13 protein-coding genes are annotated in these 13355 nt (G+C 64.4%); 3 read left to right on the top strand and 10 right to left on the bottom strand.

The features are described from left to right. Nucleotides 1-51: 51 nt before the first annotated feature. The 8 genes from QRN51_RS16530 to QRN51_RS16495 all read right to left on the bottom strand — a co-directional run bounded on the left by QRN51_RS16530 (nt 52) and on the right by QRN51_RS16495 (nt 5304). A complete protein-coding gene (locus tag QRN51_RS16530; protein ID WP_284990935.1) occupies nt 52-699 on the bottom strand; it encodes a beta/alpha barrel domain-containing protein in 648 nt (215 codons plus the stop codon). Between the two features lie 54 nt (nt 700-753). Further along, nucleotides 754-1284 (bottom strand): DinB family protein, encoded by a 531-nt coding sequence (locus QRN51_RS16525; protein ID WP_284990934.1) that lies wholly within the window; start codon nt 1282-1284, stop codon nt 754-756. 145 nt (nt 1285-1429) lie between these two features. Beyond that, nucleotides 1430-1771 carry a DUF5655 domain-containing protein gene (locus QRN51_RS16520; protein WP_284990933.1) on the bottom strand — a complete coding sequence of 114 codons (342 nt, stop codon included), beginning with the start codon at nt 1769-1771 and terminating at the stop codon, nt 1430-1432. A 177-nt stretch (nt 1772-1948) separates the two neighbouring features. After that, a complete protein-coding gene (locus QRN51_RS16515) occupies nt 1949-2371 on the bottom strand; it encodes an arsenate-mycothiol transferase ArsC (protein ID WP_284990932.1) in 423 nt (140 codons plus the stop codon). A 38-nt stretch (nt 2372-2409) separates the two neighbouring features. Beyond that, on the bottom strand, nt 2410-3789 hold the full coding sequence (locus QRN51_RS16510; RefSeq protein ID WP_284990931.1) for an NAD(P)-binding domain-containing protein: 1380 nt from the start codon (nt 3787-3789) through the stop codon (nt 2410-2412). Between the two features lie 38 nt (nt 3790-3827). Then, nucleotides 3828-4247 (bottom strand): arsenate reductase ArsC, encoded by a 420-nt coding sequence (locus tag QRN51_RS16505; RefSeq protein ID WP_284990930.1) that lies wholly within the window; start codon nt 4245-4247, stop codon nt 3828-3830. After that, nucleotides 4244-4957, bottom strand: a complete 714-nt coding sequence (locus tag QRN51_RS16500; RefSeq protein WP_284990928.1) for an aquaporin — start codon at nt 4955-4957, stop codon at nt 4244-4246. The genes QRN51_RS16505 and QRN51_RS16500 overlap by 4 nt, the downstream gene beginning before the upstream one ends. After that, on the bottom strand, nt 4954-5304 hold the full coding sequence (locus QRN51_RS16495) for an ArsR/SmtB family transcription factor (RefSeq protein ID WP_284991066.1): 351 nt from the start codon (nt 5302-5304) through the stop codon (nt 4954-4956). Before QRN51_RS16495 ends, QRN51_RS16500 begins: the two co-directional genes overlap by 4 nt. Nucleotides 5305-5462: 158 nt before the next feature. Here QRN51_RS16495 and QRN51_RS16490 point away from each other — a divergent pair, with 158 nt between their 5' ends. Continuing rightward, nucleotides 5463-6275 carry a DeoR/GlpR family DNA-binding transcription regulator gene (locus QRN51_RS16490; protein WP_059387214.1) on the top strand — a complete coding sequence of 271 codons (813 nt, stop codon included), beginning with the start codon at nt 5463-5465 and terminating at the stop codon, nt 6273-6275. On the opposite strand, the gene QRN51_RS16485 is transcribed toward QRN51_RS16490, so the two are convergent. Together QRN51_RS16485 and QRN51_RS16480 are read right to left on the bottom strand one after the other, a co-directional pair. Next, complete coding sequence (locus QRN51_RS16485; RefSeq protein WP_284990926.1) at nt 6272-7762, bottom strand: SDR family oxidoreductase; 1491 nt, start codon at nt 7760-7762, stop codon at nt 6272-6274. The two genes, QRN51_RS16490 and QRN51_RS16485, sit on opposite strands and share 4 nt — an antisense overlap. Before the next feature lie 78 nt (nt 7763-7840). Then, complete coding sequence (locus QRN51_RS16480; protein WP_284990925.1) at nt 7841-10177, bottom strand: glycosyltransferase family 2 protein; 2337 nt, start codon at nt 10175-10177, stop codon at nt 7841-7843. 218 nt (nt 10178-10395) lie between these two features. On the opposite strand from QRN51_RS16480, the gene QRN51_RS16475 reads away from it, so the two are divergent. Together QRN51_RS16475 and QRN51_RS16470 are read left to right on the top strand one after the other, a co-directional pair. Further along, nucleotides 10396-11961 carry a chitinase gene (locus QRN51_RS16475; RefSeq protein ID WP_284990924.1) on the top strand — a complete coding sequence of 522 codons (1566 nt, stop codon included), beginning with the start codon at nt 10396-10398 and terminating at the stop codon, nt 11959-11961. Nucleotides 11962-12116: 155 nt separating this feature from the next. Next, on the top strand, nt 12117-13355 hold a 1239-nt coding region (locus tag QRN51_RS16470), incomplete at its 3' end, for an IS256 family transposase (protein WP_284991065.1).

The following is a 13355-nucleotide window of genomic DNA, read 5'->3' as shown; positions in this document are numbered from 1 at the left end:
GCTTTCGCCGGCTCCTGCCGGATTTGCTTGCCGGCTAGCGCCGGGCTTCGGTTAGCGCCGGGCTTCGTCGATCGCTGTGAGGAAGGTCTGCGCAGCGCGGGCGACTAGTCCGTAGTCGCCGTCGTTCCGGGCCGCCTTTGTCACAAAACTTCCCACGCCGACGGCGGTCACACCCGCGCCGAACCAGGCGCCGACATTCGCGGGCGCAACTCCGCCGGAAGGCATGATGGGTGCCTGCGGCAGGGGCGCCAGGATGGTCTTGACGTATGAAGGCCCGCCCAGTTCAGCGGGGAACAGCTTGATGATGTCCGCCCCGGCTTCGAGGGTGTTGACGACCTCCGTGGGGGTGAACGCTCCGCTGGCAGTGACGGCTTGGTAGCGGTTTCCTGCAGCGATCATCTTCGGATTGAACTGCGGGCTGACCAACAGCCGGGCGCCCGCAGAGATGCTCGCAAAAGCAGCTTCTGCGTCGAGCACGGTACCGGCGCCGATCACAATGCCTTGGTCCCCGTATTTATCGGCGAGCCGCTCGATGACTCCCAGGGCGCCGGGAACAGTCAACGGGACCTCCACTGCACGGATGCCGCCCTCGATGGCCGCTTCAGATACGCGGTAGGCCTCGTCGGCACTGTCCAGGCGGGCAATCAGCAAGGCGCCGGTGCGGACGATGGTCTCTAGTACTTCAAATTTGGTTAACATTGATTAAGAGATTACCCCAAATATTCACAAATCGGAACAGTCTGTGAAAACTTGTTAAAACTTCGGCGGCCGGAGGCTCAGCTGCTGCGCATGGAAGTCGAAATGCCGGGTGGCATAGGCATAGGTATCCGCGAGCGTCATGTCAGCTGTGAAGAAGGGGTCCCACCGGGTCGGGAAAGGCATCGATCTGGCCAGGGAGTCCGGGGATTCGCGTTCGAGGCGGTGCGCCAGTACCGTGATCGTCTTTTCGAGTTTCCGGCCCATCCGGTGCCGGTCATAGACCGTGGCGGCCGCCCGGGAACCCCAATAGTTCACCCAGTCGAACGGGCCGGTTCCCGCGTTCAAAGCGGCGGCGAACCCCCTGCCCCAGGATCGGGGCAGGCGACTCATGACGCGGACCAAGGGCAAGAGGGACCGGACGATCATGTATCCGAAGACCATGTGGAAAAGCAGTTCCTCGTTGGTCCAGCGGGTCCCGTTGCTCTTGCGCTTCAAATCCGATGGCGTCGCGTTCGCCAGCCAACTTTTCAGCTGAAGACAGGCACGCCCGTATTCGGCGACGGTTGCTTCCCGGCCCGGATCCATGGCTCAAGTGTCCCGCAATCGACCGCCGAAGGAACGCCGATCGTGTCAAGTTTTTCGGCCCGGGCGGGCCGGCCAAATCTGGTCCGGTGGGGCAGGGCCCGCGAAAGCTTCATGCCCTCGGAAACGAACCTGCGTTCATCCTGTTTCAGGCAGTGAGGGCATATCCTTCGCGGATCCAGGCCAGCATCTCAGCATCAAGCTCTGAAGGGTCCTTCAGGAGGACTTCGTTATGCCACCGGTTAGCAGATACACGCTCGGCGCGGTGCACACGATCAGATTCGAGTTGCCGGTCCAAAACAATGTTGACCAGAATCCCGCCTCGGCGGGGATGGATCCCCAGAAACGCGCGCCCGTGAGCGACATGGAACGACGAGGCGTTCTCCTGCAGCTCACACCCGTCAAGCGCAGAAATCTGATCGAGGAGGGCACCGTAAACGCCCGACGAAACGGGATCGCCATCAATGCGTTCTCTTGCAGTACGTGCCATTCAGCCAGCATAAGGCGAAGACTTGTCTCCGAGCCTTCGCTTGGACCCGGTTTAGTCGGGATTTCACGGAAAGCGCCTCGGGCTCCGCTTGTGACTATCAAGGAGTTGACCGGTTGAGGCCGTGTGCGAGGCGGAGGAGCCTGTCCCGTAATCGGCGGCCGAAGAAACGCCGGGGGCCTAGTTTTCCACGAGTTCGGCGTAGAGCTTTTGGACGCGGTCCTTGATGTCGTCACGGACCAGGCGCATGCGGTCCATGCCTTCTATTCCGCGAGCGGAGGGTTCGTCGGTTTCCCAGGTCAGGACGCGGGCCGTGCCGTGGCGTTCGAGTTTGGCTTCGGTGCCCAGGACAACCACGACGTCGGCGGCGTCCAGCACCTCGTTCGTGACCGGTTTGGGGTGCTCGCCGGTGACGTCGATGCCGAGTTCGCTCAGGGACTCCACGGATTCGGGATTCAGTGCCTCGCATGGGTTGGTGCCCGCGGAATGAACCGCGACAGCGTCTCCGGCAAGGTCACGCATGAGCCCGGCGGCTAACTGGGACTTTCCGCCGTTCCTGCTGCAGACGAACAGGACGCTCGGGGTCTTGATTGACTCGATCATGCTTGTGATTCTTGCATCTGAGATCGCCGATTCTTGCATCAGGCTGCGCCCGAGCGTCCGTGGGTCAGCCCGGTGGGGAACCCGACGAGGACCGGCTCGGGAGCCGCGCAGCAGCCGGCGTCCTCCGATGATGCCGTGGTGTTCGTGACGGGGACGTCGCAGCTGGCGCCGGCATCCGTGGAGCACACCCCGGTTTCGGGCAGTTCAAGCTGGACGGTGTCAGCGGCTGTCTGGTCTCCGGCGAGGGCGGCAGCGACGGAGCGGACCTGTTCGTAACCGGTGGCCAGCAGGAAGGTCGGGGCCCGGCCGTAGGACTTCATGCCCACGATGTAAAAGTCCTTCTCAGGGTGCGCCAGAAGCCTCGCGCCGTGCGGAGGAACCGTGCCGCAAGAATGGAATTCAGGATCGATCAGCGGGCCGAGCCCTGTAGGTGCTTCAACGGCGGGGTCAAGGTTGAGTCGGAGTTCGCGGAGCATGTCCAGGTCGGGGCGGAAGCCGGTGCAAGGCACGACGACGTCCGCGTCGAGCGTGCGGCCATCGGCGGCTTCGACACTCACATGGGTATCCAGGGATTTCAAGGTGCGGATGCCGAAGCCGGTGTGCAGTTCGATGGTGCCGGCCTCGACCAAGCGGCGGAGCCGGGATCCGAGCTGGCCGCGGGCGGGAAGACCGTCAGCGTCGCCGCCACCATAGACCTTCTCCGCGGAGGCGCCCCGGACCGCCCAGAGGATCGTGGTTCCGGGTTCTTCCTTGGCGAGGTCCGCGAGGTTGATCAGGGTGTTCGCGGCCGAGTGCCCTGCCCCCACCACGAGGACACGGCGGCGGGCGAAGGCGGCGCGGTCCCGGCCCATTACGTTGGGAAGGGGCGAGGAGATCCGCTCAGCGGCCGCGTTCTCGCCGATGGCGGGCAGGCCGGAGGTGCCGAGTGGATTGCGGGTGGACCAGGTTCCTGAAGCGTCAATGACGGCTGCCGCGGTGTGGTCGCGGATTTCGCCGTCCTCGTGCTCGACCCGCACAACGAACGGCGTGGTGTCACAGTCACTGACGTGGGTCTTGTCCAGGCCTGCACGGGTGACCGCCACAACTCGGGCACCCGTCTGGAGGCGGGAGCCGATGGCAGGAAGGGCGGCCAAAGGTGCAAGGTAATTGTCGATGAGCTCCCCGCCATACGGGAGTGCCGTGGGGCGCGGTGCCTCCCACCCGGATGCATCGAGCAGGCGGAGGGAAGCGGCGTCGAGGTTGAACCGCCAGGGTGAGAACAAGCGGATGTGGCGCCATTGTTCGATCGCGTCCCCCGCCGTCGGGCCTGCTTCGAAGACCACCGGTTCCAAGCCACGTTCAAGGAGGTGCGCAGCGGCGGCCAGGCCGATAGGTCCGGCGCCGATCACTGCAATGGGAAGGTTCTTCACTGAATCCATGCTGTCCTCGGTTTGTCCAGTTCTCCCTGCGTTCCGCGCTACGCAGCAGGGCTAAGGGATGCGATCAAGCCCTCGATGCGGGTCTTGATCTCGTCGCGGATCGGCCGGACGGCTTCAATCCCCTGGCCGGCCGGATCTTCGAGGACCCAATCCTCGTAGCGCTTGCCCGGGAAGTACGGGCATTCGTCGCCGCAGCCCATGGTGATGACGACGTCGGATTCCTTGACGGCCTCTGTGGTGAGGATCTTGGGGATTTCGGCGGACATGTCGATGCCAAGTTCGGCCATGGCTTCGACGGCGGCAGGGTTGACCTTGTCTGCGGGCTGGGAACCCGCCGAGCGGACCTCGATCCGGCCCTCACCGAGGGTCGTGAGGAAGGCGGCAGCCATCTGGGAACGGCCTGCATTGTGGACACAGACAAAGAGGACGGAGGGTTTCTTGACGGTTTCAGCGCTCATGAGAGGACCTTTCGATCGGGTGCGGGAGCTGACAGAGACGGAGGCAACGCGGTAACGCCTGGGTACAGGGCACGGATCAGGAAGAACCCTACGGCGCCGCCCAACAACTGCGCGAGGATGAACACCGGAACGGAGGCCGGGGCTATGCCGGCGAAGGTGTCGGTAATGGTCCGGGCCACGGTCACGGCGGGATTCGCGAAGCTGGTGGAGCTGGTGAACCAGTAGGCGGCCGTGATGTAGCCGCCGACTGCAAACGCCACGCGCTCAGGGCGTCCGGAACGGATGGTGCCGAAGATGACCAAGAGCAGCCCGATGGTCGCGATGACTTCGCCGAGCCACAGCCCTCCCCCGGCGCGTTCATGCGTGGAGAGCGTCACGGCGTCGAGGCCGAACATCAGGTTGGCCAGCACTGTCCCGGCGAGGCCTCCTACGAACTGTGCGGCGATCAGTGCAAGCGCAGTGGGCGTATCCAGGATCCCCAGGGCGCGCTCCACCAAAGTGACCACCGGGTTGAAGGATGCCGAGACCGGCTGCAGCGCCAGGATCAACGCCACGAGCGCGGCGCCAGTGGCGACGCTGTTCTGCAGGAGCTCCAGTCCGACGTCGTTCGGGGACAGTCGCGAGGCCATGACGCCGGACCCCACCACGGCCATGACCAGGAAGGCAGTACCCACGAACTCCGCCACGGCCCGCCGTGTCAGAACGCTCACTGGCCCTGTCCCCCGATCAAGGCCGCCAGGCCGGACAGCGCGTCGGTTCGGGCGCGGTAGTAGACCCAGACTCCCCGCTTTTCGCGTTCCAGGAGACCTGCTTCGTGCAGGACCTTCAGGTGGTGGCTGATGGTCGGCTGTGACAGCTCAAACGCGTCGTTCAGATCGCACACGCAGGCTTCGCCGCCCTCATGGGACGCCACCAAGGACATCAGCCGCAGCCGTACCGGATCGGCCAGCGCTTTCAGCAGCGGAACGATTCCTTCGGCTTCGGATTCAGACAAGGGCTCCCGGGACAGCGGCGAGCAACACGCCACCGCCTCGACGGGCGTCAACTGCAAGGACATAGACACACGTAAATATTCACACTTGTCGATGTTTAAGGCAAGGCCGTTTAAGGCAAGGCCGCGGCGATCAAGAAGGTTCCCGACTCCGGCGGCAAACACAAATCGGAACACTGTGTGAAAACTTGTTAAGATGGGGTTGTCACCGCGAAGGAGCAACCTTGAGTTCGTCAACATCACCTCCCCTGATCCCGGAGCAGCGCCATCAGGAGATTCTTCGCTTGCTTCGCCGCGAGGGAGTGCTGAGCATCCGCAGCCTCACGGAATCCATGAACGTCTCCCACATGACCATCCGGCGCGACATTACGGCCCTCGAAGATGCCGGTCATGTGTTGTCGGTCCAGGGAGGCGTGCGTTTGGCGGAGAGGACCAGCCAGGAACCTCCACGGGAGCGGGAATCACGGGCTCAGCTAGAGCTGCCTCGGAAAAAAGCAATCGCCGAGCTTGCGTCCCAGTTCGTTGAGGACGACATGGTCTTGTTCCTCGACGCCGGTACAACTTGCCAGTCCGTGGTCCCCTATCTCGGTGCCCGGAAGAACATCACCGTGGTCACCAACGATTTTTACGTGGTCACGTCTTTATTCGCATACCCCAACGTTGAGACCATCCATACCGGCGGTGTGGTGGATGCTTCCAGCGCTTCAAGCTCAGGCCGCATGGCAGCCGACGCCATCAAGCACATCAACATCGATCTGTTCTTCATGAGCACCGGCGCATGGAGCCTCTCTCGCGGCGTCACTACGCCGTCCATGGACAAGGTGGAAATGAAACTGGCCGCTCTTGAGGCAGCGTCGCGCTGCTTCCTGCTGGCGGACAGCACCAAGTTCGGAACCTTTGCGAAGTTCCGGGTCGCGCCGATCGAGCAACTGGACGCCGTCGTCACCGACGATGAACTGGAGCGGGACACCCGGGATAACATCCAAGAATTGGGCGTAACCGTGTACGTCGCGGCAGCGAATGGTTCCGGCCGCTAAGGCAAGGCCGGATCGTCGTCCGCCATCGACGCCGCCGCTGCCGTAATTCGGTTGGCCATTCCCTTGAAGATGACGCCGTGGAAGGGCAATACCGCAAGCCAGTACAAGCGTCCGCCCAGACCTTTGGGGAAGAAGATCGCCCTTTGTTGATAGAGCGCCCCGCCTTCGGCTTCTTCGGCGCGCATTTCCAGCCAGGCCCGCCCGGGGACCTTCATTTCCGCGCGGAGGCGCAACAGCGAGCCGCGGTCGATCTGCTCCACACGCCAGAAGTCCAGCGCGTCCCCCGTATTCAGGCGGGTCGGACTGAGCCGGCCGCGGCGGAGCCCCACTCCACCCACGATCTTGTCCATCCAGCCGCGCACGGACCAGGCCAGGGGAAACGAGTACCAGCCGTTGTCCCCGCCGATGCCTTCGATGACTTGCCACAATTGTTTCGGCGTCGCCGTCGTGAGCTGCTGCTGGTTGTCCTGGTACACCAGGTGGCCGGCCCATTGCGGGTCGCTGGGAAGCGGATCGCTTGGAGCACCGCGGACGGACGAGTTCTGCCAGCTGGTTTCCACTTCCCCGGCGGCCTCCCGCGCCAATGCCAGGCGAAGCGATTCACGGTATCCAAGCAGCCCGGCTTCAGGCGGATCGATGTATTGGTGGATGTCCCGCTCCGCGACCACGCAGTTCTGCTGCAGGGATCCGATCAGCGGCACGGCCAAGGACCGCGGAATGGGGGTGACGAGGTTGACCCACTGGGATGCCAACCATGGAGTCAGGACGGGCAGGGCAATCACCGGACGACGCCGGAGGCCCGCTTCCGCGGCATAACCGTTCATCATCTCGTCGTACGGGAGGACGTCCGGGCCGCCCAGGTCGAAGGTGCGGTTGAGCGAAGCCGGGAGCCCGGCCGCCGCGACCAGGTAATAGAGCACGTCGCGGATCGCTATCGGCTGGACTTTGTTCCGCACCCAACGCGGGGCCACCATGAGGGGCAGCACTTCGGTTAGTTGCCGGATCATTTCGAACGACGCCGAACCGGAACCGATCACGACGCCGGCCTGAAGGACGATCGCGGGCACGCGCGGTTCCGCTAGGAAAATGTCGCCCACTTCCTTGCGGGATTGGAGGTGCCGGCTGAGCGTTCCTTCCGGGTGCAGTCCGCCCAGGTAGATGATCCGTCCGGCGCCAGCGTCGGCTGCCGCACGTGCTACGTTGCCGGCGCAGAGCCTTTCGGTCTGTTCAAAAGACCGCTGGCCGGATGGACCCATCGAGTGCACCAGGTAGTAAATGACGTCGGCCCCGGCAAAGGCCTCCCGCAAGGAGTCGACATCCTCGAGGTCGCCGATCATTACGTTCACACGGTCCGCCCAGGGGACGTCCCTGAGCTTGTTCGCATGGCGCACCAGGACGCGGACGTCGTAACCGGCGTCGAGCAATCGGGGAACGAGCCGTCCGCCGATATAGCCGGTGGATCCCAATACCACTGCAAGTGGATTCATTGTGCCCCTTCCGAATGACCTTGCGGAGCCGGATGCCCTTACGGAGCCGGAACGCCGACGCCCTATGCCAGCGTAGCCCTACACCGATCCGGCCCGTTTCCGGCGGTCGTTCTTGCCGCGGAGGTCCCGGTTCAGGCGGCGGTCACCGTGGTAGAGCAGAGACTCCCAGTCGACCTGTTCCGGGGTTTTGGGAATGATGGCCGGCGGCAGCGCCTTCGGCTTCTTGGGCTCGACGTACAGCCAGTTCAGCACGCCAAGGTACATGTCCACTCCGGAGTTGGCCAGTCCGATGTAGGCCCGGATCGCGCCGGCGGCCATGATGGCGTTGAAGGCGGCGAAAGCGGCGTTGCCCCAGTTTCCAAGTTGCCAGTTGCGCCAGACGGTCAACAAGGAGAACGCAACGATCAAGTACGGAGCCAGGACATAGAGGGCCGGGGCCGCGGTGCGGTCCTTGACCTTCGGGGTGCGGACGAACGGGATCTTGTCTCCCGTGAGGGCCTGCTGGAGGGACTTCAGGACGCCGGCAAGATTGACCGGCAGCAGCACCAGGTTGAAGCCGTAGATCCGGAAGATGTCGCTGAACCGGTGGCCGCAGTCCCGCAGGTCGCTGCCCATCGCCAGGAAGTAGGGCAGGGCGGCAAGGAAGACCAAGGGGCTGAGGAGGCGGCTGTCGTAGGGGTACGCGAGGAGGAACAGCAGCCCGAAGCTCGCCCAGGTGATGGAGGCCATGTAGTTGACGCGCAGCAGGATCTCGCGGAAGAGGACCGGCCGGGCCTGACCACGGCGCTTGCGGATCTGTTCCCAGAGTTTGGGAAGGATCAGCAGGCCGCCGTTGGCCCAGCGCCGTCGCTGCACCACGAGCGATCCGAAGTCCGGCGGCGTGGCGCTGTAGCTGAGCCTCTCCGGGTAGTTGGCCAGGGTCCAGCCGTGCTTGCCAAGGTCCACGCTGGACTCGGTGTCTTCGATGACCGTGCGGTCCTGGATGTAGGTCCTGACTTCAAAGCCACCCACCGTCGAGATCTCGACAATGTCTTCCAGTGCGCGTTTGCGGATCACGGCGTTCGCTCCCACCCAGAACGTGGCGCCGTATTGGGTCATGCCTTGGTGCTGGATGTGCTGGATGTCCGTGGTGGCGCCGGCGATGCGCTCGATCCGGGTCGGTGCCCCGCGGAAGGAGGAATACGGGGTCTGGGTGACGGCTACCTTTTCATTGCCCGGGGATTCGAGAAGATGAACCAGGCGGAGGCAGTAGTCGCGCAGCAGCATCGAGTCGGCGTCCAGCGTCAGGACGTAGGTGGTGTCCGGGACGGACAGCACATCGCCGTCGTCGACTCCTGCGGGCCGCAAGACGGTGCCGTCCGCCGTCTGTTCCGGGTGCCACGTCCCGCCCATGAGCGAGAGGTAGGCGTTCAGGTTCATGGCCTTGTTGGCCTCGTGGGAGAGGCTCGCGAATCGCTTCCGCTCGAACGTGGACACCCGGGCGTTGAAGATCCAGGTCAGCCGCGCGTACAGTTCAGCGATGCGTTCCGGGCCGGGCGAGGTCCGCTGCGCGTTCGCGGCCGTCAGGGCCAGGATGACCAGGCGCAGTTCCCGGGCCAGGCCCATGAGGACCAGATCGACGAAGAACTCGTCCACGTGGTCCTCGACGGACTCGGTCTCGGCCATAGCTTCGAGCCATTCCGCGGCGTATTGGTATTCGGCGATGAGCCGCTCAACTTCGGTGCCCGCATCCAGTTCAGCTTCTTGATCACGACGACGACGGCGGTACCTCGCGTAGGCGGCGTTGACCCTCGCCGCTGGTTCCTTGAGGGTTTCCGTGATCTGGCCGGCGAGCGCGCGGGTGGCTTCGAGGCGGCGGAGCACGTCAGGGTCTGCAGGGAAGGGTGGGTCATCGAGGAGCAGCACGACGCTGAGGTCCGGGAATTCCTGCAGGACCGCGGACCACATGGTGCCGCGGACTACTTCCGGTTCCTCCGCATAGGAGGGAATCAGTACGGTGATGCCCTCGGAGTAGTCGAAGAAGTGCCGGTCGAGCTCCCCTCGGGGAACCCGACGGTGGGCCCGAAAGCGGGTCAGGGCGCCCTGGCGGGCGGTGAGGTACATCAGTGCCGAGAACGTCAGGAAGGACACCACCACCAAGTAGGAGAGGGTTTCGGCGCCGAAGCGGAATCCGGCGCCGGGGTTGTCCACGAGCTGCTTGAGCACGGTCGTGATCACATAGCCGAGCCAGGCGAGGACAGTGGTGAGGACGCCGACGCGGCCGAGGACTATTTTTCGGCGCGACGGTGCTGGGTGGACGATCGAGAGCGGTTCAGAGCGTTTCTCCGCGCCCCACTGACGCTTCCGGGCTTTTGAAGACTGCCCGTCCGCGGTTCCCTGGTCATCGGGGCGTAGCAGCACGATCTGGTCCGACATGAATCCCCATTCGCCGTCCGTGCGCCCCCAGCGGACGCGCGGCACAATGCAGGCGTAATGTGACGGCCCGCACTACAGTGCGCCCCTATGATAGGCGAACGACGCGTAGTTGGGATAAGACTCGTGGAAATGCTACGCCAAGCTGCGCAGCCACCACCGGAGTGAGTTCTTTCCCGGACATCCGCGAAGTCCTATTCCAATGCTCTGGGGGTATCTCTGTGTCGAAACGCTTTCCCGGCCGCCGGCTGTCCGTCCTGCGTTTGGGCATCCTTTGCGTCATCGTGGTGGCGGCGGTCACGGCGGGCTACCTCGGACTCCGCAACGTCCAGGACGTCAGCGCCGCGGCCTCCATGCCTTCGGTGTTTTCCGGCTATGTGGACGTGACGGCGACGCCGCGGTTCGCGTTCGAAGATCCAGCCGTGGCCAGCGCGAAGGCCGTGGTGCTGTCCTTCGTCGTCGCCGATCCGAAGCAGGGCTGTGCCCCGTCCTGGGGTGCGGCGTACAGCCCGGACCAGGCAGCTTCCGACCTCGATCTGGACCGGAGGATCGCCCGGCTCCGCCAGCTTGGAGGGGCCCCGGCGGTTTCCTTCGGCGGGATGAACAACAGCGAACTCGCAGTTTCCTGCAAGGACACGAAGTCCCTGACCGACGCATACCGGCAGATCGTGGATCGCTACGACGTCGCGACGGTGGATCTCGACGTCGAAGGCGCCGCCTTGGGCGACATAGCCGCTGCCGACCGACGTGCGCAAGCCATCGCCGCCCTTCAGAAGGAACGCAAAGCCAGCGGCAAGCCCCTCGCCGTCTGGCTCACCCTTGCGGCCGACCCGGACGGCCTCACGAGCCAAGGCCAGGTCATCGTGGCGCATACCCTCGCGGGCGGCGTCGAACTGGAAGGCGTAAACATCATGACGATGGATTTCGGCGCCAGCAAGCCAGCGGCCTGGAGCATGTCCCGGGCCGCGGAATCAGCCGCGGATGCCGCCCACGGACAGCTCGCCGCCCTCTACCGCAACGCTGGAACCGACTTTGGCAGCGAAACCCTTTGGCGCAAGCTCGGCCTGACCGTCATGGTGGGCCAGAACGACATTGCCGGCGAAATATTCACGCTCGACGATGCCGCCACCATGAACAGCTTCGTCAAGGACAAGGGCCTCGGTAGGTTGTCGATGTGGTCCATGAACAGGGACCGGACGTGTAGCCCCAACTACCCGGATGTGAGCAAGGTTTCGGACGGATGCAGCGGGGTGGTCCAGGGTTCCCAACTGTTTTCCGCCACGCTTGCCAATGATGTAGGGCTGCCTACGCCGGCTGTGGCTCCATCGCCCACTGCAACTGCCTCAATCAGTGCCACGCCCACCACCGACGATCCCGCAACCAGCCCTTATCCGGTGTGGAGCAGCTACGCCGCCTACACCGCGGCGGACAGGGTGGTGTGGCACGGCAGCGTCTACGAGGCAAAATGGTGGACCCGCGCCGACGTCCCGGACAACCCCGTTCTGCAGGGCGGTGCCACCCCGTGGAAACTCGTGGGTCCGGTGCTGCCCGGAGACAGGCCAAGCCCCAAAACAACCGTGCCTGCGGGAACTTTCCCGGCATGGGCGCCGGAGACGATCTATCACAAGGGCGACCGCATTCTCTTCGAAGGATCCGCGTTCGAGGCCAAGTGGTGGACCCAGGGAGACAGCCCGGAAGCCGCAATCCAGGGCGCCCCGGACTCCCCCTGGGCGAAATTGACCCCGGCCCAGCTCATGTCCCCCTCGCCCACCGCTCCAGCTTCCTGAACTTAAGCGCGAACTGGCAGCAGATGCCCTCTGCGTTGCTTTTTGAGGGCATCTGCTGTCAGTTCGGGGACTGTAAGAAAAACGGTGTGTGAGGGTCCGGCCTGATCCGAAAGGAGACGGCCGTGTCAGAGTCCACGACCGAGATGGAAGGGGTGATGATCGATCCTGTGACGGGAGAGATCATCGATCAGAAGGAGCTTGCGGAGCGGTTGCTCGCGCAGGCCAAGGAGCAGGGCGTGAGCCTGGTTGGCCCGGGCGGGCTGCTGAACCAGCTCACGAGGAACGTGCTGGAAACCGCTCTGGAAGCGGAACTGACCGAGCACCTCGGGCACGAGCATGGCCAGAGGCCGATCGCAGCCAACATGCGCAACGGCACCCGGCCCAAGACCGTGCTGACCGAGATCGGCCCGGTCGAGATCGAGGTGCCCCGGGATCGGGACGGCTCGTTCGAGCCGGTGATCGTGCCCAAGCGGAAACGGCGCCTGGACGGGATCGACCAGATCGTGCTCTCGCTCTCCGCCCGCGGGCTGACCACCGGGGAAATCGCCGCACACTTCGAGGAGGTCTACGGGGCCAAGGTCTCCAAAGACACCGTCAGCCGCATCACGGAGAAAGTCGCCGGGGAACTGGCCGAATGGTCGGCCCGGCCTTTGGATCCGATCTATCCGGTGCTCTTCGTCGACGCGGTCGTGGTCAAGGTCCGTGACGGGCAGGTGCGCAACACCGCGTTCTATGTCGTCATGGGCGTCACCGTGAACGGGGAGCGGGAGATCCTGGGGATCTGGGCCGGCGACGGCGGCGAGGGTGCCCGGTTCTGGCTGCAGGTCTTTACCGAGCTGAAGAACCGGGGCGTCGAAGATGTGTTGATCGCTGTCTGTGATGGGCTCAAGGGCCTGCCGGAGGCGATCACGACCACGTGGGAGCGAACGGTGGTGCAGCAGTGCATCGTGCACCTGATCCGCAACAGCTTCCGCTACGCCGGCCGCCAGCACCGCGACGGGATCGTCAAGGCGCTCAAGCCGGTCTACACGGCCCCGTCCGAGCAAGCGGCGAAGGACCGGTTCGCCGAGTTCACGGCCGAGTGGGGCCAGCGATATCCGGCAATCGTGCGGCTCTGGGAGTCCTCATGGGCTGAGTTCGTGCCGTTCCTGGAGTACGACGTGGAGATCAGGCGGGTGATCTGCACGACGAACGCGATCGAGTCGATCAACGCCCGCTACCGCAGGGCAGTGAGGGCCCGCGGGCACTTTCCAAACGAGGCCGCTGCCCTGAAATGCCTGTATCTGGTCACCAGGTCCCTTGATCCGACCGGCGGCGGTCGGGCACGCTGGGTCATGAGGTGGTTGAGTCGGCCCACAGCGCGGTGCCGGTGTTGCCACCGGTCCGTTTCTGTG

This window comes from Arthrobacter sp. efr-133-TYG-120, from assembly GCF_030209785.1.
GTDB lineage: Bacteria > Actinomycetota > Actinomycetes > Actinomycetales > Micrococcaceae > Arthrobacter.
The sequence above is the reverse complement of the archived record's forward strand: the minus strand, read 5'-3'. Positions and strand labels throughout refer to the sequence as shown.

Excerpts from the sequence above, each read along its gene's own strand:
- QRN51_RS16530 (WP_284990935.1), bottom strand. The coding sequence starts at position 699 with ATGTTAACCAAATTTGAAGTACTAGAGACCATCGTCCGCACCGGCGCC.
- QRN51_RS16525 (WP_284990934.1), bottom strand. The coding sequence starts at position 1,284 with ATGGATCCGGGCCGGGAAGCAACCGTCGCCGAATACGGGCGTGCCTGT.
- QRN51_RS16520 (WP_284990933.1), bottom strand. The coding sequence starts at position 1,771 with ATGGCACGTACTGCAAGAGAACGCATTGATGGCGATCCCGTTTCGTCG.
- QRN51_RS16515 (WP_284990932.1), bottom strand. The coding sequence starts at position 2,371 with ATGATCGAGTCAATCAAGACCCCGAGCGTCCTGTTCGTCTGCAGCAGG.
- QRN51_RS16510 (WP_284990931.1), bottom strand. The coding sequence starts at position 3,789 with ATGGATTCAGTGAAGAACCTTCCCATTGCAGTGATCGGCGCCGGACCT.
- QRN51_RS16505 (WP_284990930.1), bottom strand. The coding sequence starts at position 4,247 with ATGAGCGCTGAAACCGTCAAGAAACCCTCCGTCCTCTTTGTCTGTGTC.
- QRN51_RS16495 (WP_284991066.1), bottom strand. The coding sequence starts at position 5,304 with ATGTCCTTGCAGTTGACGCCCGTCGAGGCGGTGGCGTGTTGCTCGCCG.
- QRN51_RS16485 (WP_284990926.1), bottom strand. The coding sequence starts at position 7,762 with ATGAATCCACTTGCAGTGGTATTGGGATCCACCGGCTATATCGGCGGA.
- QRN51_RS16480 (WP_284990925.1), bottom strand. The coding sequence starts at position 10,177 with ATGTCGGACCAGATCGTGCTGCTACGCCCCGATGACCAGGGAACCGCG.